At 49.6% G+C, this 18,013-nt stretch carries 31 protein-coding genes; all 31 read right to left on the bottom strand.

Going from position 1 to position 18,013, the window contains the following annotated elements:
* Positions 1 to 20 precede the first annotated feature (20 nt).
* The 31 genes from rplQ to rpsG all read right to left on the bottom strand — a co-directional run bounded on the left by rplQ (position 21) and on the right by rpsG (position 17,973).
* Positions 21 to 404, bottom strand: coding sequence for a 50S ribosomal protein L17 (gene rplQ / locus AB4876_RS18310; RefSeq protein WP_301030158.1), 384 nt, complete (start codon positions 402 to 404; stop codon positions 21 to 23).
* Between the two features lie 63 nt (positions 405 to 467).
* Positions 468 to 1,469: a DNA-directed RNA polymerase subunit alpha gene (locus AB4876_RS18305; protein WP_368383143.1), complete on the bottom strand. Its 1,002-nt coding sequence runs from the start codon at positions 1,467 to 1,469 to the stop codon at positions 468 to 470.
* A gap of 33 nt (positions 1,470 to 1,502) precedes the next feature.
* Positions 1,503 to 2,123, bottom strand: a complete 621-nt coding sequence (rpsD, locus tag AB4876_RS18300; protein ID WP_368383142.1) for a 30S ribosomal protein S4 — start codon at positions 2,121 to 2,123, stop codon at positions 1,503 to 1,505.
* A 23-nt stretch (positions 2,124 to 2,146) separates the two neighbouring features.
* Positions 2,147 to 2,542, bottom strand: a complete 396-nt coding sequence (gene rpsK, locus AB4876_RS18295) for a 30S ribosomal protein S11 (RefSeq protein ID WP_008248301.1) — start codon at positions 2,540 to 2,542, stop codon at positions 2,147 to 2,149.
* Between the two features lie 72 nt (positions 2,543 to 2,614).
* Positions 2,615 to 2,971, bottom strand: a complete 357-nt coding sequence (rpsM, locus tag AB4876_RS18290) for a 30S ribosomal protein S13 (RefSeq protein WP_368383141.1) — start codon at positions 2,969 to 2,971, stop codon at positions 2,615 to 2,617.
* Positions 2,972 to 3,097: 126 nt separating this feature from the next.
* Positions 3,098 to 3,214, bottom strand: a complete 117-nt coding sequence (gene rpmJ, locus AB4876_RS18285) for a 50S ribosomal protein L36 (RefSeq protein WP_219045114.1) — start codon at positions 3,212 to 3,214, stop codon at positions 3,098 to 3,100.
* 36 nt (positions 3,215 to 3,250) lie between these two features.
* Positions 3,251 to 4,579: a preprotein translocase subunit SecY gene (secY, locus tag AB4876_RS18280; protein WP_368383140.1), complete on the bottom strand. Its 1,329-nt coding sequence runs from the start codon at positions 4,577 to 4,579 to the stop codon at positions 3,251 to 3,253.
* Between the two features lie 12 nt (positions 4,580 to 4,591).
* Complete coding sequence (gene rplO / locus AB4876_RS18275; RefSeq protein ID WP_008248315.1) at positions 4,592 to 5,026, bottom strand: 50S ribosomal protein L15; 435 nt, start codon at positions 5,024 to 5,026, stop codon at positions 4,592 to 4,594.
* A 12-nt stretch (positions 5,027 to 5,038) separates the two neighbouring features.
* A complete protein-coding gene (gene rpmD, locus AB4876_RS18270; protein ID WP_008248318.1) occupies positions 5,039 to 5,215 on the bottom strand; it encodes a 50S ribosomal protein L30 in 177 nt (58 codons plus the stop codon).
* Positions 5,216 to 5,234: 19 nt separating this feature from the next.
* Positions 5,235 to 5,747, bottom strand: a complete 513-nt coding sequence (gene rpsE, locus AB4876_RS18265; RefSeq protein WP_008248319.1) for a 30S ribosomal protein S5 — start codon at positions 5,745 to 5,747, stop codon at positions 5,235 to 5,237.
* Between the two features lie 11 nt (positions 5,748 to 5,758).
* Positions 5,759 to 6,109 carry a 50S ribosomal protein L18 gene (rplR, locus tag AB4876_RS18260; RefSeq protein WP_368383139.1) on the bottom strand — a complete coding sequence of 117 codons (351 nt, stop codon included), beginning with the start codon at positions 6,107 to 6,109 and terminating at the stop codon, positions 5,759 to 5,761.
* Between the two features lie 10 nt (positions 6,110 to 6,119).
* On the bottom strand, positions 6,120 to 6,653 hold the full coding sequence (gene rplF / locus AB4876_RS18255) for a 50S ribosomal protein L6 (protein WP_368383138.1): 534 nt from the start codon (positions 6,651 to 6,653) through the stop codon (positions 6,120 to 6,122).
* Between the two features lie 25 nt (positions 6,654 to 6,678).
* On the bottom strand, positions 6,679 to 7,074 hold the full coding sequence (rpsH, locus tag AB4876_RS18250; RefSeq protein ID WP_008248322.1) for a 30S ribosomal protein S8: 396 nt from the start codon (positions 7,072 to 7,074) through the stop codon (positions 6,679 to 6,681).
* A 55-nt stretch (positions 7,075 to 7,129) separates the two neighbouring features.
* Positions 7,130 to 7,435: a 30S ribosomal protein S14 gene (gene rpsN, locus AB4876_RS18245; RefSeq protein WP_368383137.1), complete on the bottom strand. Its 306-nt coding sequence runs from the start codon at positions 7,433 to 7,435 to the stop codon at positions 7,130 to 7,132.
* A 14-nt stretch (positions 7,436 to 7,449) separates the two neighbouring features.
* Entirely contained in the window at positions 7,450 to 7,989 is a 540-nt protein-coding gene (rplE, locus tag AB4876_RS18240; RefSeq protein ID WP_301030165.1) for a 50S ribosomal protein L5, read from the bottom strand.
* A 13-nt stretch (positions 7,990 to 8,002) separates the two neighbouring features.
* Positions 8,003 to 8,320: a 50S ribosomal protein L24 gene (rplX, locus tag AB4876_RS18235; RefSeq protein WP_301030166.1), complete on the bottom strand. Its 318-nt coding sequence runs from the start codon at positions 8,318 to 8,320 to the stop codon at positions 8,003 to 8,005.
* 33 nt (positions 8,321 to 8,353) lie between these two features.
* Positions 8,354 to 8,722 carry a 50S ribosomal protein L14 gene (gene rplN / locus AB4876_RS18230; RefSeq protein WP_008248339.1) on the bottom strand — a complete coding sequence of 123 codons (369 nt, stop codon included), beginning with the start codon at positions 8,720 to 8,722 and terminating at the stop codon, positions 8,354 to 8,356.
* 59 nt (positions 8,723 to 8,781) lie between these two features.
* Positions 8,782 to 9,048 carry a 30S ribosomal protein S17 gene (gene rpsQ / locus AB4876_RS18225; RefSeq protein WP_008248341.1) on the bottom strand — a complete coding sequence of 89 codons (267 nt, stop codon included), beginning with the start codon at positions 9,046 to 9,048 and terminating at the stop codon, positions 8,782 to 8,784.
* 2 nt (positions 9,049 to 9,050) lie between these two features.
* Positions 9,051 to 9,242, bottom strand: a complete 192-nt coding sequence (gene rpmC, locus AB4876_RS18220) for a 50S ribosomal protein L29 (RefSeq protein WP_008248343.1) — start codon at positions 9,240 to 9,242, stop codon at positions 9,051 to 9,053.
* The gene (gene rplP, locus AB4876_RS18215) at positions 9,242 to 9,655 is read right to left on the bottom strand and encodes a 50S ribosomal protein L16 (RefSeq protein ID WP_344936708.1); all 414 of its coding nucleotides are present in this window, start codon (positions 9,653 to 9,655) and stop codon (positions 9,242 to 9,244) included. The genes rpmC and rplP overlap by 1 nt, the downstream gene beginning before the upstream one ends.
* Before the next feature lie 11 nt (positions 9,656 to 9,666).
* Entirely contained in the window at positions 9,667 to 10,341 is a 675-nt protein-coding gene (rpsC, locus tag AB4876_RS18210) for a 30S ribosomal protein S3 (RefSeq protein WP_368383136.1), read from the bottom strand.
* A gap of 14 nt (positions 10,342 to 10,355) precedes the next feature.
* Positions 10,356 to 10,694, bottom strand: a complete 339-nt coding sequence (rplV, locus tag AB4876_RS18205) for a 50S ribosomal protein L22 (RefSeq protein ID WP_008248347.1) — start codon at positions 10,692 to 10,694, stop codon at positions 10,356 to 10,358.
* Between the two features lie 25 nt (positions 10,695 to 10,719).
* The gene (gene rpsS / locus AB4876_RS18200; RefSeq protein WP_008248348.1) at positions 10,720 to 10,995 is read right to left on the bottom strand and encodes a 30S ribosomal protein S19; all 276 of its coding nucleotides are present in this window, start codon (positions 10,993 to 10,995) and stop codon (positions 10,720 to 10,722) included.
* 37 nt (positions 10,996 to 11,032) lie between these two features.
* Positions 11,033 to 11,857, bottom strand: coding sequence for a 50S ribosomal protein L2 (gene rplB / locus AB4876_RS18195; RefSeq protein WP_301030169.1), 825 nt, complete (start codon positions 11,855 to 11,857; stop codon positions 11,033 to 11,035).
* A gap of 17 nt (positions 11,858 to 11,874) precedes the next feature.
* On the bottom strand, positions 11,875 to 12,171 hold the full coding sequence (gene rplW, locus AB4876_RS18190; RefSeq protein ID WP_368383135.1) for a 50S ribosomal protein L23: 297 nt from the start codon (positions 12,169 to 12,171) through the stop codon (positions 11,875 to 11,877).
* A complete protein-coding gene (gene rplD / locus AB4876_RS18185) occupies positions 12,168 to 12,785 on the bottom strand; it encodes a 50S ribosomal protein L4 (RefSeq protein WP_301030171.1) in 618 nt (205 codons plus the stop codon). The genes rplW and rplD overlap by 4 nt, the downstream gene beginning before the upstream one ends.
* A gap of 11 nt (positions 12,786 to 12,796) precedes the next feature.
* Entirely contained in the window at positions 12,797 to 13,441 is a 645-nt protein-coding gene (gene rplC, locus AB4876_RS18180; protein ID WP_368383134.1) for a 50S ribosomal protein L3, read from the bottom strand.
* Positions 13,442 to 13,561: 120 nt separating this feature from the next.
* Entirely contained in the window at positions 13,562 to 13,873 is a 312-nt protein-coding gene (gene rpsJ / locus AB4876_RS18175; protein WP_008248372.1) for a 30S ribosomal protein S10, read from the bottom strand.
* A gap of 233 nt (positions 13,874 to 14,106) precedes the next feature.
* Complete coding sequence (tuf, locus tag AB4876_RS18170; RefSeq protein ID WP_368383126.1) at positions 14,107 to 15,330, bottom strand: elongation factor Tu; 1,224 nt, start codon at positions 15,328 to 15,330, stop codon at positions 14,107 to 14,109.
* 30 nt (positions 15,331 to 15,360) lie between these two features.
* Entirely contained in the window at positions 15,361 to 17,469 is a 2,109-nt protein-coding gene (fusA, locus tag AB4876_RS18165) for an elongation factor G (RefSeq protein ID WP_368383133.1), read from the bottom strand.
* A 33-nt stretch (positions 17,470 to 17,502) separates the two neighbouring features.
* A complete protein-coding gene (gene rpsG, locus AB4876_RS18160) occupies positions 17,503 to 17,973 on the bottom strand; it encodes a 30S ribosomal protein S7 (protein ID WP_008248375.1) in 471 nt (156 codons plus the stop codon).
* Between the last annotated feature and the right edge of the window lie 40 nt (positions 17,974 to 18,013).

Here is an 18,013-nt window from a genome sequence, read left to right as displayed (position 1 = left end):
CTTTTTTGCTACAACAAGATTTACTCGTCGTCAGCTTCTTCTGCTACCGGGCGATCAACCAATTCTACGTAAGCCATTGGTGCCTTATCACCAGCGCGGAGACCACACTTCATGATACGGATATAACCACCTGGACGACCTTCGTAACGAGGGCCCAAGTCAGTGAACAACTTACCTACAACAGCACTGCAACGCAATCTGGCAAACGCCAAACGACGGTTAGCAACACTATCAACCTTAGAAAGGGTGATCAAAGGCTCTGCATAACCGCGCAGTTCCTTTGCCTTTGGCAAGGTAGTTTTGATCATTTCGTGCTCGAGCAACGACGCCGTCATGTTGCGGAACATCGCTTTACGATGAGAGCTATTACGGTTTAATTGACGGCCACTATGACGATGACGCATGGCTTTTTCCTTTAATAAACGTTGCTATCTCAGCAAAAAATATTCGAAAGTTTAGCGTTAGAATTACGCTAAAACTCGGTCGTCGTTTCTAAGACTTGCTGGCGGCCAGTTATCTAGGCGCAGACCCAGAGACAAACCACGTGACGCCAATACGTCTTTAATTTCTGTCAGTGACTTCTTACCAAGGTTAGGCGTTTTGAGAAGTTCAACTTCTGTACGCTGCACCAAATCACCGATGTAGTAGATATTTTCCGCTTTCAAGCAGTTGGCAGAGCGCACTGTCAGCTCTAAATCATCTACTGGACGCAACAAAATAGGATCTACTTCACTTTCTTCGCGTGAAGGCTCACTTTCGCCTTCGCTTTCCAGATCAACAAACACCGCCAGCTGCTGCTGAAGGATGGTTGCCGCACGACGGATCGCCTCTTCTGGGTCGATAGTACCGTTGGTTTCCAAATCGAGAACCAATTTGTCCAAGTCGGTACGCTGCTCAACACGTGCGCTCTCTACCACATAGCTCACCCGGCTAATCGGGCTGTAGCTGGCATCAAGCTGAAGACGACCGATAGAGCGAGTTTCTTCTTCGCCGTTATCGTGCGCATCTGCCGGCACATAACCACGACCGCGAGCGATAGTCAGGCGCATATTAATTTCGCCATCATCGTTCAGGTTAGCAATTACGTGATCGGTATTAACAATTTCAATTTCGTGATCTGTCTGGATATCACCAGCAGTAACAACACCTGGGCCTTTTTTGCTCAAGCTAAGAATCGCTTGATCTTTGCCGTGCATGATTACCGCAACTTCTTTCAGGTTAAGCAGGATTTCAATAACATCTTCCTGCACACCTTCCATAGCACTGTACTCATGCAATACACCGTCGATTTCAACTTCGGTGATTGCACAGCCCGGCATAGAAGACAGCAAAATACGGCGCAAGGCATTACCCAGGGTATGACCAAATCCCCGCTCCAGCGGTTCCAAGGTCACTTTCGCGCGAGTCTGACCAAATTCTTCAACTTGGATGACACGCGGGGTTAAAAATTCATTGACAGCACTTTGCATAATTCACCTGTAGTGATTTGTCCGGAGGTTAACTTACTTCGAGTAAAGCTCAACGATCAATTGTTCGTTGATCTCAGAAGACAAGTCGCTACGATCTGGCACGCTCTTAAAAACGCCTTCCATCTTAGCGGCGTTAATGTCGATCCATGCGCAATCACCGCGCTGAGCTGCTAGAGCGATTGCAGATTGAATCCGCAACTGAGCCTTAGCTTTCTCACGAACACTAACTACATCACCGGCTTGAACTTGGTAAGACGGCACGTTTACCGTTTTGCCATTTACAAGTACAGATTTGTGAGATACCAACTGACGTGATTCGGCGCGTGTAGAACCAAAACCAATGCGGTATACCACGTTATCTAAGCGGCCTTCCAAAAGCTGAAGCAGGTTTTCGCCTGTAGCGCCTTTACGACGGGCAGCTTTTGTATAATAAGCGCGGAATTGCTTTTCAAGAACACCGTACATACGACGTACTTTTTGCTTTTCACGCAGCTGAACACCGTAGTCAGAAAGACGACCACGACGCGCACCATGCATACCAGGTGCTGTTTCAGCTTTACATTTTGAATCCAGCGGACGAACACCACTCTTCAGGAACAGGTCGGTACCTTCCCGTCTGGATAATTTACAGCTCGGGCCTAAATATCTAGCCATTTTCTGTATTCCTCAACTGTTAATTAAACGCGACGTTTCTTGGGAGGACGGCAACCATTGTGCGGGATAGGCGTCACGTCGGTGATGTTAGTAATCTTGTAGCCACAGTTATTCAAGGCACGGACCGCAGATTCACGACCTGGACCAGGACCTTTAACTTGTACATCAAGATTTTTTAAACCGTAGTCTTTCGCAGCATTGCCGGCGCGCTCTGCAGCAACCTGAGCAGCGAAAGGAGTACTTTTACGAGAGCCACGGAAACCACTGCCGCCAGCCGTAGCCCAGCTCAGTGCATTACCTTGACGGTCTGTAATGGTAACAATCGTATTGTTAAATGACGCATGTATGTGTGCGACACCGTCCACGACGGTCTTTTTGACCTTTTTCCGTGGAGCTTGTTGCTTGCCTGGTTTGGCCATTATCTATTTCCATCTCTAATATCAACACTACACAAGTGGTGTAGCTACACTAAAGGAATCACTGCCTTTAAATTACTTACGAATCGGCTTACGTGGACCTTTACGCGTACGCGCATTAGTCTTAGTACGCTGACCGCGAAGCGGCAGGCCTTTACGATGACGCAGACCGCGGTAGCAGCCTAAGTCCAGCAGACGCTTAATGTTCATAGATACGGTACGACGCAAGTCGCCCTCTACAGACATTTTTGCAATCTCGCCACGAAGCGCATCTAGTTGCTCTTCAGATAAATCGCCGATCTTTGCATCTTCAGCGATAGTGGTTTTGGCACACAGTGCTTTTGCAGTTGTGCGGCCAATGCCAAATATATAGGTCAACGAAATAACAGCATGCTTGTTATCTGGTATGTTGACACCTGCAATACGAGCCATTCAGGTTACTCCAATTAAGCCTAATTCTTCCAACGCCTAGCAATGACCGGTAAACGGAAAACCACCGCACGAAAGGCGCAGTAGTCTATCCGCATTGGGATTGAAAATCAACCCCGACCGCATTGCTTAGCCCTGCCGCTGCTTGTGACGAGGTTCAACGCTACAGATAACGCGAACAACACCCTTGCGACGAACAATTTTACAGTTGCGGCATATAGCCTTTACTGATGCGCGTACTTTCATTGTTACACTCCAAACAAGCTATCAGGTTAGTGCGCCTTAGCGCACACCACCGCCGTAATTTTTCAAATTGGCCTTTTTCAAGACCGAGTCGTATTGCTGAGACATAAGGTGCGATTGAACCTGCGCCATAAAATCCATCACTACAACCACTACGATCAGTAACGATGTGCCACCGAGATAAAACGGTACGTTCCACATCACCACTAAGAACTGCGGTAATAAACACACGCCGGCTATATACAGCGAGCCAAACATGGTCAATCTGGTTAACACACCATCGATGTAGTTAGCCGTTTGCTTACCAGGACGAATCCCAGGTAAAAATGCACCCGAGCGCTTTAAATTATCCGCCACTTCATCGGGGTTAAACATCAACGCCGTATAGAAGAAGCAGAAAAACACGATCAAGGCTGTAAACATAATAATGTTCAGAGGCTGTCCGGGGCCGATCGCCAGAGCAAGCTCCTGCAACCATTCCATACCTTCGCCGCTCTGGCCGACCCACTGCGCAATCGACGCAGGGAACAGCAGAATAGAGCTGGCGAAAATCGCCGGAATAACACCCGCCATATTTACCTTCATCGGCAAATGGCTGGATTGCGCCTGATACATTTTATTGCCGCGCTGCTGCTTAGCGTAGTTTACCGTGATACGGCGCTGACCGCGTTCGATAAAGACCACTAAATACACCACCGCTACCGCCAGAACTAATACCGCCAGCAGCACTAATACATTGAGCTCACCCTGTCGCGCCTGCTCCAGAGACTGCCCTACCGCTGAGGGCAAGCCCGCAACGATACCTGCGAAGATCAACATGGAGATGCCGTTACCAACACCGCGCTCGGTTAACTGCTCACCAAGCCACATCATGAAAATCGCCCCTGTTACCAGTGACACCACGGCAACAAAGAAAAAACTAAAATCAGCACTATAAGCTAGACCCTGATTGGCCAAGCCTACCGTCATACCCGTGGCCTGCAGCAACGCTAGCAGCACAGCCAAATAGCGAGTGTACTGACTTATTTGCCGGCGACCAGCTTCACCTTCTTTCTTCAAGGCTTCTAGCTGCGGACTTACTGCCGACATCAGCTGCATAATAATAGATGCAGAGATATACGGCATAATGCCCAAAGCCAAGATACTCATACGCTCCAAGGCACCGCCCGAAAACATATTAAATAAACCGAGTACCGTGCCCTGATTCTGATTAAACAGCACGGCGAGTTGATCCGGGTTAATACCCGGAACCGGAATGTGAGTACCGATGCGATAAACAATTATCGCCAGCAGTAGAAAACGAAGGCGAGCCATCAGCTCGCCTACTCCGGATTGACTTCCAGTTGATAATGGACTGGATTTCGCCATGGGGATCTCGCCTTATTCCTCGACTTTGCCGCCCGCTTTTTCAATAGCTTCGCGCGCGCCTTTTGTTACCGCCAAACCTTTAACAGTAACTGCCTTATTCAGATCACCCGACAGGAAGATCTTTGCACGCTCGATGTTACGGCCAACTAAGTCAGCGCGCTTCAGAGCATCCAGATCAATAACGCCATCACCAGCAGCTGCTAGTTCAGCGGTACGGATTTGTGCAGTCACACGTGACAGCCGCGAAGTAAAACCATACTTCGGCAGACGCTTTTGCAAAGGCATCTGACCGCCTTCGAAACCCGGACGTACACTACCGCCGGAACGCGACTTAAGACCTTTGTGACCACGACCTGCGGTTTTACCCAAGCCACTACCGATACCACGACCTACCCGTTTACTATCTTTAACTCGACCGGGAGCCGGGCTCAGCGTGTTTAAACGCATATCGCTCATCACTTATCCCTCAACACGTACTAAATAGTTGACCTTATTGATCATACCGCGTACTGATGGAGTGTCTTCCACTTCAACAGTGTGGCGAATACGACGCAAGCCAAGACCCGCAACGCAGGCCTTGTGCGACTTTAGCCGTCCTGTAACAGAACGAACTAGTGTGACTTTAATCTTGCTCATTGCAAATCCTGCCTATTTCTTAGCCCAAGATCTCTTCAACAGTCTTGCCGCGCTTAGTTGCGACCTCTTCTGGAGAAGAAACGCTTACCAGTGCCTTAACAGTTGCACGAACCACGTTTACCGGGTTGGTAGAACCATAGCACTTGGCCAGTACGTTATGAATGCCAGCAATTTCCAGCACCGAGCGCATTGCACCACCGGCAATAACACCAGTACCTTCAGATGCGGGCTGCATGTAAACCTTGGATGCACCGTGACGGCCTTTGACAGCGTACTGGATGGTATCACCCTTTACGTCTACCTGAACCATATTACGGCGGGCAGCTTCCATCGCCTTTTGGATCGCAACCGGCACTTCACGCGCCTTGCCGCGGCCAAAGCCGACTTTACCATTGCCATCACCAACTACAGTCAGAGCAGTGAAGCTGAAAATACGGCCACCCTTGACCACCTTGGCAACACGGTTTACTTGCACTAATTTCTCTTGCAAGCCTTCAGTGTTTGCTTTGTCTTTCTGATCGTTATACGCCATCGCCTAAAACCTTAGAATTCCAAACCACCTTCACGGGCAGCATCTGCCAGCGCCTTGACACGGCCGTGGAACTTAAATCCACTGCGGTCAAAGGCGACCTTTGTCACGCCTGCGGCTTTCGCGCGGTCGGCGATCAACTTGCCCACACTAGCGGCTGCGGCAACATTACCAGTAACACCAGCACGCAACTCTTTATCTAGTGTAGAGGCACTCGCCAACACGACATCGCCTGTAGCAGCAATAAGCTGTGCATACATGTGACGCGGTGTGCGGTGAATGCTAAGACGTACGGCGCGGAGCTCACGCATTTTAAAGCGAGCACGGCGGGCACGACGTAATCTTGATACTTTCTTATCGCTCATAACCTAGCCTTTACTTTTTCTTCGCTTCTTTACGACGGACGTTTTCGTCTGCGTAGCGAACACCCTTACCTTTGTACGGCTCTGGTGGACGGAACGCGCGAATTTCGGCCGCTACCTTACCCAGTATTTGCTTGTCGGTACCGCTCAAGACAATCTCTGTCTGAGTAGGGGTATCAACAGTTACGCCTTCTGGCAACGCATAATCAATGGGGTGGGAAAAACCCAACACCAAGTTAATGCTGCTACCAGTGGCCTTAGCACGGTAACCAACACCGTTGAGGATCAGCTTGCGCTGAAAGCCTTCGCTAACGCCAACACACATATTGTTAGTCAAAGACCGAGTAGTACCGGCCATTGCCCAACCATTTTTCGCGCCTTCACGCGCTGAGAACACTAAACGCCCGTCTTCTTGCTTCACTTCAACAGACTGGTGCAAAGGCAGTACTAAACTACCTTTTTTACCTTTGACTGCGATGCTGCTGGCGTCGAGCTTGACTTCAACCCCTGCGGGGATAGTCACTGGACTTTTCGCTACTCTTGACATGTTAAGAACTCTTTAAACTGTCGCGTTAGAAAACAGTGCAAAGCACTTCGCCGCCCACACCGGCCGCTCGCGCTGCACGATCAGTCATCACACCATTACTGGTAGATACAATCGCGATGCCCAAACCGGCACGCACTGATGGCAATTCGTCTTTACCAGCGTAAGCGCGCAGACCTGGACGGCTTACCCGATGAATCTCAGCGATTACCGGCTTACCCTGATAGTACTTCAACTCAACTGTCAGCTGCGCTTTGCCACCATCGGCTTCAACGCGCGAACTAGCGATATAACCTTCGTCTTCCAGTACCTTTGCAACCGATACCTTAAGTTTTGAAGAAGGCATCTGAACAGCAGTTTTACCTGCCATCTGAGCGTTGCGGATACGTGTAAGCATATCCGCTAAAGGATCTTGCATGCTCATGTTTTGCTCCCATTAAACGCCGCGGCCATGGCCAGCGACAGCAAAATTCCCACTATTACCAGCTAGCCTTAACTAAGCCGGGGACATCACCGCGCATAGCGGCTTGACGAAGCTGGTTACGGCAAAGACCGAACTTGCGGTATACACCGTGCGGACGACCCGTGATCTGACAACGACGACGCTGACGTGATGGACTTGCATCACGCGGAAGCTTTTGCAGCTTAACCTGCGCATCCCACTTTTCTTCATCGCTAGAACTTACGCTGGCGAAAATCGCTTTAAGCTCAGCGCGCTTTGCAGCGAATTTTTCGACAGTTTGGGCACGTTTCAATTCGCGCGCTTTCATTGACTGCTTTGCCATGTCCCCTGAACCCCTTAACCTTTAAACGGAAAGTTAAACGCTTTTAACAGCGCGCGACCTTCGTCGTCATTACGAGCAGTAGTCGTGATCGTAATATCCATACCGCGTAGTGTATCAATTTTATCGTAATCAATTTCCGGAAAGATAATCTGTTCCGTTACGCCCATCGCGAAGTTACCGCGACCGTCGAATGATTTCGGGCTGATACCGCGGAAGTCACGCACGCGAGGAATAGCGATGCTAACTAGGCGATCCAGAAATTCATACATGTTTTCGCCGCGCAGAGTTACTTTGCAGCCAATTGGCCAACCATCACGGATTTTAAAACCTGCGATTGATTTGCGCGCCTTAGTCACCACTGGCTTCTGACCTGCAATCTTTGTCAGGTCGGACAGTGCTGCCTCAAGAACTTTTTTATCTCCAGCCGCTTCACCAACGCCCATGTTCAGGGTGATTTTGGTGATGCGCGGAACTTCCATAGGGTTAGCTAAAGACAGCTCTTCAATCAGCTTAGCCTTTAACTCGGTTTGGTATAGTTCACCTAATCGTGCCATTTTTCACTAACCCCTACGCGTTGATCGCATCGCCGCTTGATTTAAAAATACGGGTCTTGCTGCCGTCTTCGGCTACTTTAAAGCCCACGCGATCCGCCTGCTTAGTAGACGGGTTGTAAATTGCAACATTAGAAACCTGGATCGCTGCTTCTTTCTCAACGATACCACCGGCCACACCCAGCTGCGGGTTTGGACGCTGATGTTTCTTAATCATATTAATGCCGGAGACCAGCACCTTGTTGTTATCCAAAACCTTCTGGACAACACCGCGCTTACCTTTGTCTTTACCGGTTAAGACGATAACTTCGTCTTCACGCTTAATCTTACGCATAACCTGACCTCAGCCTTCTCTCCACACCTGGAACTACAGTACTTCCGGTGCCAAAGAGATTATCTTCATGAACTTCTCGCCACGCAATTCACGCGTTACTGGCCCAAAAATACGAGTGCCAATAGGTGCGTTGTTATTGTTTAGCAACACTGCAGCGTTATCGTCAAACTTGATCAGTGAACCGTCTGGACGACGAACACCTTTCTTAGTACGAACTACAACAGCTGTCATTACCTGACCTTTTTTCACTTTGCCGCGAGGTATAGCCTCTTTGACTGTGACTTTGATCAGATCACCGACTCGTGCATAGCGACGATGAGAGCCGCCAAGCACCTTGATGCACATAACGCGACGTGCGCCACTGTTATCTGCAACTTCCAAATAGCTTTCTGTTTGAATCATTTCTTACTCCAAACCAGTCAACAGTGCATCAAGCGATTGCACACAGGCCGCCGGCCAAATTAAACCTGGGTAGCCGTTACATCAACGCTCAACAACGCCCAAGTTTTCAACTTGGACACTGGACGCGTTTCGCAAACTGTCACTACATCACCAATTTTGCACTCATTGTTTTCATCATGAGCGTGAACTTTCGATGAGCGCGTTATGTACTTACCGTACATCGGGTGCTTTACCCGACGCTCAATCAGTACCGTAATGGTTTTATCCATTTTGTCACTGACCACTTTACCGGTGGCTGTACGAGCACTTTTTGCTACTTCTGACATTTTTAGTTACCTGCCTTTTCCTGGAGCACAGTTTTAACGCGTGCTATTTCCTGACGAGTTTTCTTCAGCAAATGCGTTTGCGCTAACTGGCCGGTACTCTTTTGCATGCGAAGCTTGAACTGATCTTCAAGCAGCTGCAACAGTTGGGCATTAAGATCTTCAACTGATTTATCGCGTAACTCTAAAGCATTCATCACATCACCACCCGTCTAACAAAAGCGGTCGGCACAGGAATCTTTGCTGACGCCAAGGCGAATGCTTCACGCGCTAATTCTTCAGACACGCCTTCTACTTCGTACAAAACCTTGCCCGGCTGAATCTGTGCGACCCAGTATTCAACATTACCTTTACCCTTACCCTGACGAACTTCGAGAGGCTTTTGGGTAATTGGCTTATCTGGGAACACACGAATCCAGATTTTACCACCACGCTTGATGTGGCGCGTCATTGCACGACGTGCCGCCTCAATTTGGCGAGCTGTAATACGACCGCGACCGACTGCTTTAAGGCCAAACTCGCCAAAGCTGACCCGGCTACCGCGTTCTGCCAGACCGCGGTTGCGACCTTTGTGTTGCTTGCGAAACTTTGTGCGCTTCGGCTGTAACATTTGCGTAACCCTTACTCTGAACCTTTCTTAGCCTTAGCTTCGACCGCTTCTTTTCTGGTTCCAAGGATTTCACCCTTAAAGATCCAGACTTTGACACCAATGATGCCGTAAGTCGTAGCTGCTTCGTGTGTCGCGTAGTCAATATCTGCGCGCAGTGTGTGCAACGGCACACGCCCTTCGCGATACCACTCGGTACGAGCAATCTCTGCACCGCCGACACGCCCACTAACCTGTACCTTAATGCCTTCTGCACCCTGGCGCATTGCATTCTGTACCACACGCTTCATAGCGCGACGGAACATAACGCGGCGTTCAAGCTGCTGAGCGACGTTCATGGCTACCAACTTCGCTTCCATATCCGGCTTGCGGATCTCTTCGATGTTGATATGAACTGGCACACCCATCTTCACTGACAGCTCTTTACGAAGCTTGTCGACATCCTCACCCTTTTTACCGATAACGATACCGGGGCGCGCTGTGTGAATCGTGATGCGTGCAGTTTGTGCCGGACGCTCAATAACAATACGGCTTACTGAAGCATGAGAGAGCTTTTTCTCAAGCATCTCACGTACTTCCAAATCCATTACAAGGTGCGCTGCGTAGTTTTTGCCACTCGCGTACCAAACAGAATTATGTTCTTTTACGATTCCCAGCCGGATGCCGGTCGGGTGTACTTTCTGACCCATGTGGTCTCTCCTACCTAGCCTTCGCCGTCTGCAACTTTAATCGTGATATGACAAGATCTTTTCAGAATACGATCCGCACGACCCTTTGCACGAGGACGAAGACGTTTCATCGTCGTACCTTCATCTACAAAGATTGTCGAAACTTTCAATTCGTCAACATCTGCGCCTTCGTTATGCTCAGCATTGGCGATTGCGGAGTTAAGCACTTTCTTAATAATGCTCGCCGCTTTCTTAGAGCTGAACGTCAGCAGATCAAGCGATTCTTCTACACCCTTTCCGCGAATTTGGTCAGCAACCAAACGCGCCTTCTGGGCAGAGATTCGTGCGCCTTTTAAACGTGCTGCTACTTCCATCTTAAAAGCCTCTCCCGGCCCAAGCTTAACGCTTGGCCTTTTTATCGGCCACGTGACCCTTATAGGTCCTAGTCGCGGCAAATTCACCCAATTTGTGACCAACCATGTCTTCGGAAATAATAACCGGAACATGCTGACGACCGTTGTGAACAGCGATTGTCAGAGCCACCATTTCAGGCAGAATCATGGAGCGACGCGACCACGTTTTAATGGGGCGACGATCGTTTTTTTCTACCGCTACTTCAACCTTCTTCAACAAATGAAGATCGACAAACGGACCTTTCTTTAATGAACGTGGCACAAGCTAATCCTCTTTACTCTAATTGACGTCTGATCGATTATTTATCGCGACGACGTACAATTAGTTTGTCTGTACGCTTATTTTTACGGGTCTTATACCCTTTGGTCGGCATACCCCAAGGAGATACAGGGTGACGACCACCAGAAGTACGACCTTCACCACCACCATGTGGGTGATCTACCGGGTTCATCGCCACACCGCGAACGGTAGGACGAACACCACGCCAACGCGAGGCACCGGCTTTACCCAACTTACGCAAGCTGTGCTCGCTGTTGGATACTTCACCCAATGTTGCTCTGCACTCTGACAACACCTTACGCGTCTCACCACTACGCAGACGAATCGTTGCGTACTGGCCATCACGAGCAACCAACTGAGCTGAAGTACCGGCACTACGCGCGATCTGCGCGCCTTTACCAGGCTTCATTTCCACACAGTGAACTGTGCTTCCCAGCGGAATGTTGCGAATAGGCAAGGTATTACCAGGCTTAATCGGCGATGCATCACCAGAGACAATTTGATCTCCAGCAGAAACACCTTTTGGCGCAATAATGTAGCGACGCTCACCGTCTGCATACATCACCAAGGCGATGAATGCGGTGCGGTTAGGATCATACTCCAAACGCTCGACGCGTGCAGGAATACCGTCTTTATTACGCTTAAAATCTATTAAACGGTAATGTTGCTTATGACCACCGCCAACGTGACGAGTGGTAATACGACCGTTATTGTTACGGCCGCCATTGCGCGACTGACTCTCAAGCAGCGGCTTGTGCGGTGCACCTTTGTGTAGATCGGGGTTAACCACCCGAACAACAAAGCGACGGCCGGGAGAAGTCGGTTTACTTTTAACAATTGCCATTTGACTAAACTCCAGACTTATTCAGCGACCGCAAAGTCGATGTCTTGACCCTGCGCAAGGCTTACATACGCTTTCTTCCAGTTTGACTTCTTACTCAAACCAAAGCGATTGCGCTTAACCTTACCTTTAACATTCACGGTACGAACATCCAATACACTGACTTTAAAAAGCTTTTCTACTGCTTTTTTAACTTCCAGCTTTGTGGCGCTAGGCAGAACCCGGAATACCACTTGGTTGTTCAACTCTGTGCTCGCTGCACTTTTTTCAGAAACGTGCGGGCCGAGCAGTACCTTATAGATGCGCTCTGTATTCATCCCAACAGCTCCTCAAACTTTTTCAATGCAGCTACAGTAATAACCACTTTTTCGTAGCCAATAAGGCTAACTGGGTCAACACCACTCACATCGCGAACATCAACATTGTGTAAATTGCGAGCAGCAAGATATAAATTGCCATTCACTTCTTCAGTCACGACTAACGCACCTTCAAGACCATACTCGCCAAGCGACTGAACCAACAGCTTAGTTTTAGGCGACTCAAGCGCAAAATCTTCAACCACTACCAAGCGCTCCTGACGAGCCAGCTCAGACAGAATCGTGCACAGTGCAGCACGATACATCTTGCGATTAACTTTCTGACTGTGATCCTGTGGACGCGCAGCAAATGTCACGCCGCCCCCACGCCAAATTGGCGAACGGATTGTACCGGCACGTGCGCGGCCAGTACCCTTTTGACGCCATGGCTTCTTACCGCCACCACGAACATCAGAGCGTGTCTTCTGAGCACGAGTACCCTGACGCGCACCAGCCATATAGGCCACAACTACTTGGTGCACGAGATCTTCGTTAAACTCGCGCGCAAACGTGACGTCAGATACCTGAACCGTCCCCGCTGCCCCGTTACCGGGTTTCGCAATACTTAATTCCATTGCATCGCCCCCTAGGATTTTTTAGCTTTTACAGCGGGACGTACGAATACATCACCACCTGGAGCACCTGGAACCGCACCCTTGACCAAAATCAAGTTGCGCTCAGCGTCCACACGAACAACCTCAAGAGTCTGAACTGTTACGCGCTCAGCACCCATGTGACCAGACATCTTCTTACCCTTAAAAACTCGACCAGGCGTTTGGCACTGACCGATAGAGCCGTTAGAACGATGCGACAGCGAGTTGCCGTGAGTTGCGTCTTGCATGGAAAAGTTCCAGCGCTTAATACCGCCCTGAAAACCCTTACCTTTAGACTGACCAGTGACATCAACCTTTTGGCCCGCTTCGAATGCAGCAACAGTCAGCTCAGCACCGACTTCTGGCGCATCTTCGCCCTGCTCCAAACGAAACTCCCACAAACCACGCCCAGCCTCAACTCCGGCTTTTGCAAAGTGGCCTGCTTCCGCTTTAGGGATACGTGATGCTTTCCGAGCGCCAGCAGTAATCTGGATTGCCCGATAGCCATCGACATCATCTGCCTTGACACGAGTAACACGATTGGGTTCTACCTCAATCACCGTTACCGGAATAGAAATACCGTCTTCTGTAAAAACGCGCGTCATGCCGCTTTTACGACCGACCAAACCTATAGTCATTGCTCCAACCTCTCAGTGTACGGGGCTAACACCCTCTATGGCCGCGCTCTAACACGCGTTACACAACCCAGGGCCAGCCCCCGAGCGGGTCTGAAAAAAATATTCAGTGTTTACTTGTTTTTAGCCGAGGCTAATTTGAACTTCTACACCAGCCGCCAAATCTAACTTCATCAGCGCGTCTACAGTTTTTTCTGTAGGCTCTACGATGTCCAACATGCGCTTATGGGTGCGGATCTCATACTGATCACGCGCATCCTTGTTTACATGTGGAGAGACCAGGATTGTAAAACGCTCTTTGCGCGTAGGCAGAGGAATTGGACCTCTAACCTGAGCACCAGTACGTTTTGCAGTGTCCACAATCTCTTGCGTAGACGCATCAATGAGGCGGTGATCAAAAGCTTTTAAACGAATTCTTATCCGTTGGTTCTGCACCTGATCAAACTCCCATCCCGAATAAATCCGGATCCTCGCCATTTGTCGCCGAGGTAACCCGAAAAAAGGAAGCGGAATGTTAAAGATATACCGAGGCATTGTCAACACAATATCCAAGGATTTCTTCAGCAAACCACAACTAAATATAAAGCCGGAAAAATTACCGACCAACAATCAAGAAAGGGAGGCCCAAACCTCCCTCTCCCAAACAAATACCGCCTTAGCGGTAATGCTTATTCTACGATTTTAGCAACAACGCCGGCGCCAACAGTACGGCCACCTTCACGAATTGCAAAACGCAGACCTTCTTCCATCGCGATTGGCGCAATCAAAGTTACGTCCATTTTCACGTTGTCGCCAGGCATAACCATTTCAGTACCTTCCGGCAGTTCACACGCACCAGTTACATCCGTGGTACGGAAGTAGAACTGTGGACGGTAGCCTTTAAAGAATGGAGTGTGACGACCACCCTCTTCTTTGGACAGTACGTATACTTCACCCTCGAAACGAGTGTGAGGCGTGATTGAACCAGGCTTAGCCAGTACCTGACCACGCTCTACGTCGTCGCGCTTAGTACCACGCAACAACACACCTACGTTCTCACCAGCGCGACCTTCGTCAAGCAGCTTGCGGAACATTTCAACACCAGTACATACAGTCTTGGTGGTGTCGTGAATACCAATGATTGCAATCTCATCGCCAGTGCGCAAAATACCACGCTCAACACGACCAGTTACAACAGTACCGCGACCAGAGATAGAGAACACATCTTCGATTGGCATCAGGAACGGCAGATCAACCGCACGCTCAGGCTGCGGAATGTAAGAATCCAGCGCCTCAATCAATTTCTTAACAGCAGTGGTACCCAACTCGTTATCATCTTCGCCGTTCAATGCCATCAAGGCAGAACCAGCAATGATAGGCGTGTCGTCGCCCGGGAAATCATACAAATCAAGCAGCTCACGCAGCTCCATTTCTACCAATTCCAGCATCTCATTATATTCTTCGCTGCCCACGCCGCCGCAATCTTCAGCCAGCAAGTCAGCTTTGTTCAGGAACACAACGATGTAAGGTACACCAACCTGACGTGACAGCAGGATGTGCTCGCGAGTCTGCGGCATTGGGCCGTCAGTTGCGCCACACACCAGAATCGCACCATCCATCTGCGCCGCACCGGTGATCATGTTTTTTACATAATCAGCGTGACCTGGGCAGTCAACGTGCGCGTAGTGACGAACAGACGAATCGTATTCGACGTGAGAGGTCGCAATGGTGATACCACGTGCACGCTCTTCAGGTGCATTATCGATACCATCAAACGCCACTGCCTTACCGCCATACACTTCCGCACATACACGGGTCAGCGCTGCAGTCAGCGTGGTTTTACCATGGTCAACGTGACCGATGGTGCCCACGTTCAAGTGGGGCTTATTACGTTCAAACTTTTCCTTAGCCACAATATATTCCTCGCATAAAGGTTTTAAAAATTAAGCTCTGTTTTTAGCCATGATTTCTTCAGTAACGTTACGCGGCGCTTCAAAATACTTTTCGAATTCCATCGTAAATGTCGCACGCCCTTGGGTCGCACTGCGCAAATCAGTTGCATAACCGAACATCTCCGCCAGCGGTACCTCGGCATTAATAACCTTGCCAGACATACATTCATCCATGCCCAAGATTATGCCGCGACGACGGTTAAGGTCGCCGACGACGTCACCCATATTTGCCTCTGGGGTAACAATCTCTACTTTCATAATGGGTTCAAGCAAGACCGCACCGCCTTCTTGAGCGAGCCGCTTTGTTGCCATAGAGGCAGCAACCTTAAACGCCATTTCGTTAGAGTCTACGTCGTGGTAAGAGCCGTCAAATGCAGTTGCCTTAAGCCCCAACAAAGGATAGCCAGCCAACACACCATTCTGCATCTGCTCAGCAATACCCTTTTCAATCGCTGGAATGTATTCCTTGGGAACCACACCACCAACAATCTCACTGACAAACTCTAAGCCTTCGGCATTCGAATCCTCGCCCGGTTCAAAACGAATCCAAACATGACCGAATTGACCACGACCACCAGACTGCCGTACAAACTTACCCTCAATCTCACAGGTATTGCGAATTGCCTCGCGGTAGGCCACCTGCGGCTTACCAATATTGGCCTCAACACTAAACTCGCGACGCATACGGTCGACAAGGATATCGAGGTGCAACTCACCCATACCAGAGATAATACACTGACCGGTTTCTTCGTCAGTCTTGACCCGGAAAGAAGGATCCTCCTGGGCCAATTTACCCAGAGCAATACCCATTTTTTCCTGATCTGCCTGAGACCGCGGCTCCACCGCCACCGATATTACCGGCTCCGGAAACTCCATGCGCTCCAGCACAATGACATTATTTGGATCACACAAAGTGTCGCCCGTAGTAACGTCTTTTAAGCCGATGGCAGCGGCAATATCACCCGCCCAAACTTCTTTTATTTCTTGACGGTCATTAGCGTGCATTTGCACCATACGACCGACACGCTCTTTTTTGCCCTTTACTGAATTAATAATCGCAGTACCACTTTCCAGCTTACCGGAATAAACCCGGAAGAAAGTCAGGGTACCCACGAAAGGGTCTGTCGCGATTTTAAATGCCAATGCCGAAAAAGGCGCATTATCATCCGCTTCGCGAGTAGCGAGCGTTTCATTCTTATCGTCTAGAGTACCTTCAATAGCCTTAACTTCGGTCGGCGACGGCATATATTCAATCACGGCATCAAGCATCGCCTGAACACCTTTATTCTTAAATGCCGAACCACCAAACACCGGAATAATCTCATTAGCCAAGGTACGCTTACGAATACCCGCCTTGATCTCTTCCTCGCTCAGCTCCTCGCCCTCAAGGTACTTCTCCATCATCTCGTCAGTAGCTTCGGCCGCCGCCTCCACCATGTACTCGCGCATTTTTTCGCAAGCAGCAAGCATGTCAGCAGGAATTTCTTCGTATTCGAAGGTCATTCCCTGATCCACTTCATTCCAGATAATGGCTTTCATTTTTATGAGATCAACTACGCCGCGAAACTGCTCCTCGCTGCCAATAGTCATCTGCATAGGCACAGCTACCGCACCCAAGCGGGTGCGAAGCTGCTCAATTACACGCTGGAAATTTGCACCCATTCGGTCCATTTTATTTACGAAGACCAATCGCGGCACTTCGTATTTATTGGCCTGGCGCCACACTGTTTCAGTTTGAGGCTGCACCCCAGACGAACCACACAAGACCACCACAGCACCATCAAGCACTCGCAGCGATCGCTCAACTTCAATAGTGAAGTCGACGTGCCCCGGGGTGTCGATAATGTTGATACGGTGCTGTTCAAACTGCTGCTGCATGCCCGCCCAAAAACAGGTGGTCGCAGCGGAGGTGATAGTAATACCACGCTCCTGCTCTTGGGCCATCCAGTCCATGGTCGCAGCACCATCGTGAACTTCGCCGATCTTGTGCGACATACCGGTATAGAACAACACCCGCTCTGTCGTCGTCGTCTTGCCCGCGTCAACGTGGGCACAGATACCAATATTGCGATATCTTGAGATAGGCGTTTTACGTGCCACTATGCTTCCCCAATTAAACTCTGGTGTATTTTCTTAGAAGCGGTAATGGGAGAACGCTTTGTTCGCTTCAGCCATGCGATGCACGTCTTCACGCTTTTTAACCGCAGAGCCCTTGCCCTGTGATGCATCGATGATTTCACCAGCCAAACGCTGACGCATAGACTTCTCGCCACGACCACGTGAGTAATCTACCAACCAACGCATTGCCAAAGCAGTACGACGGCTTGGACGCACCTCTACAGGCACCTGATACGTTGCACCACCAACACGGCGAGACTTAACCTCAACCATAGGTGCAATATTTTCTAGGGCAGTATCGAAAGCCTCTAGGGGATCGGTGTTCAGGCGCTCTTTAACCAAGTCCAGAGCTCCATATACGATGCGCTCTGCAACTGATTTTTTACCACTAACCATCACGTGGTTCATGAACTTAGCTAGGGTCAGGTTTCCAAACTTTGGATCTGGGAGTATTTCCCGCTTTGCGGCGACGCGTCTTCTTGGCATATCTCTATCTTCCTTTGTCTTCAGGTAAATCCAAACACCG

It is taken from the genome of Zhongshania guokunii, from assembly GCF_040892635.1.
Lineage (GTDB): Bacteria > Pseudomonadota > Gammaproteobacteria > Pseudomonadales > Spongiibacteraceae > Spongiibacter > Spongiibacter guokunii.
The sequence above is the reverse complement of the archived record's forward strand: the minus strand, read 5'-3'. Positions and strand labels throughout refer to the sequence as shown.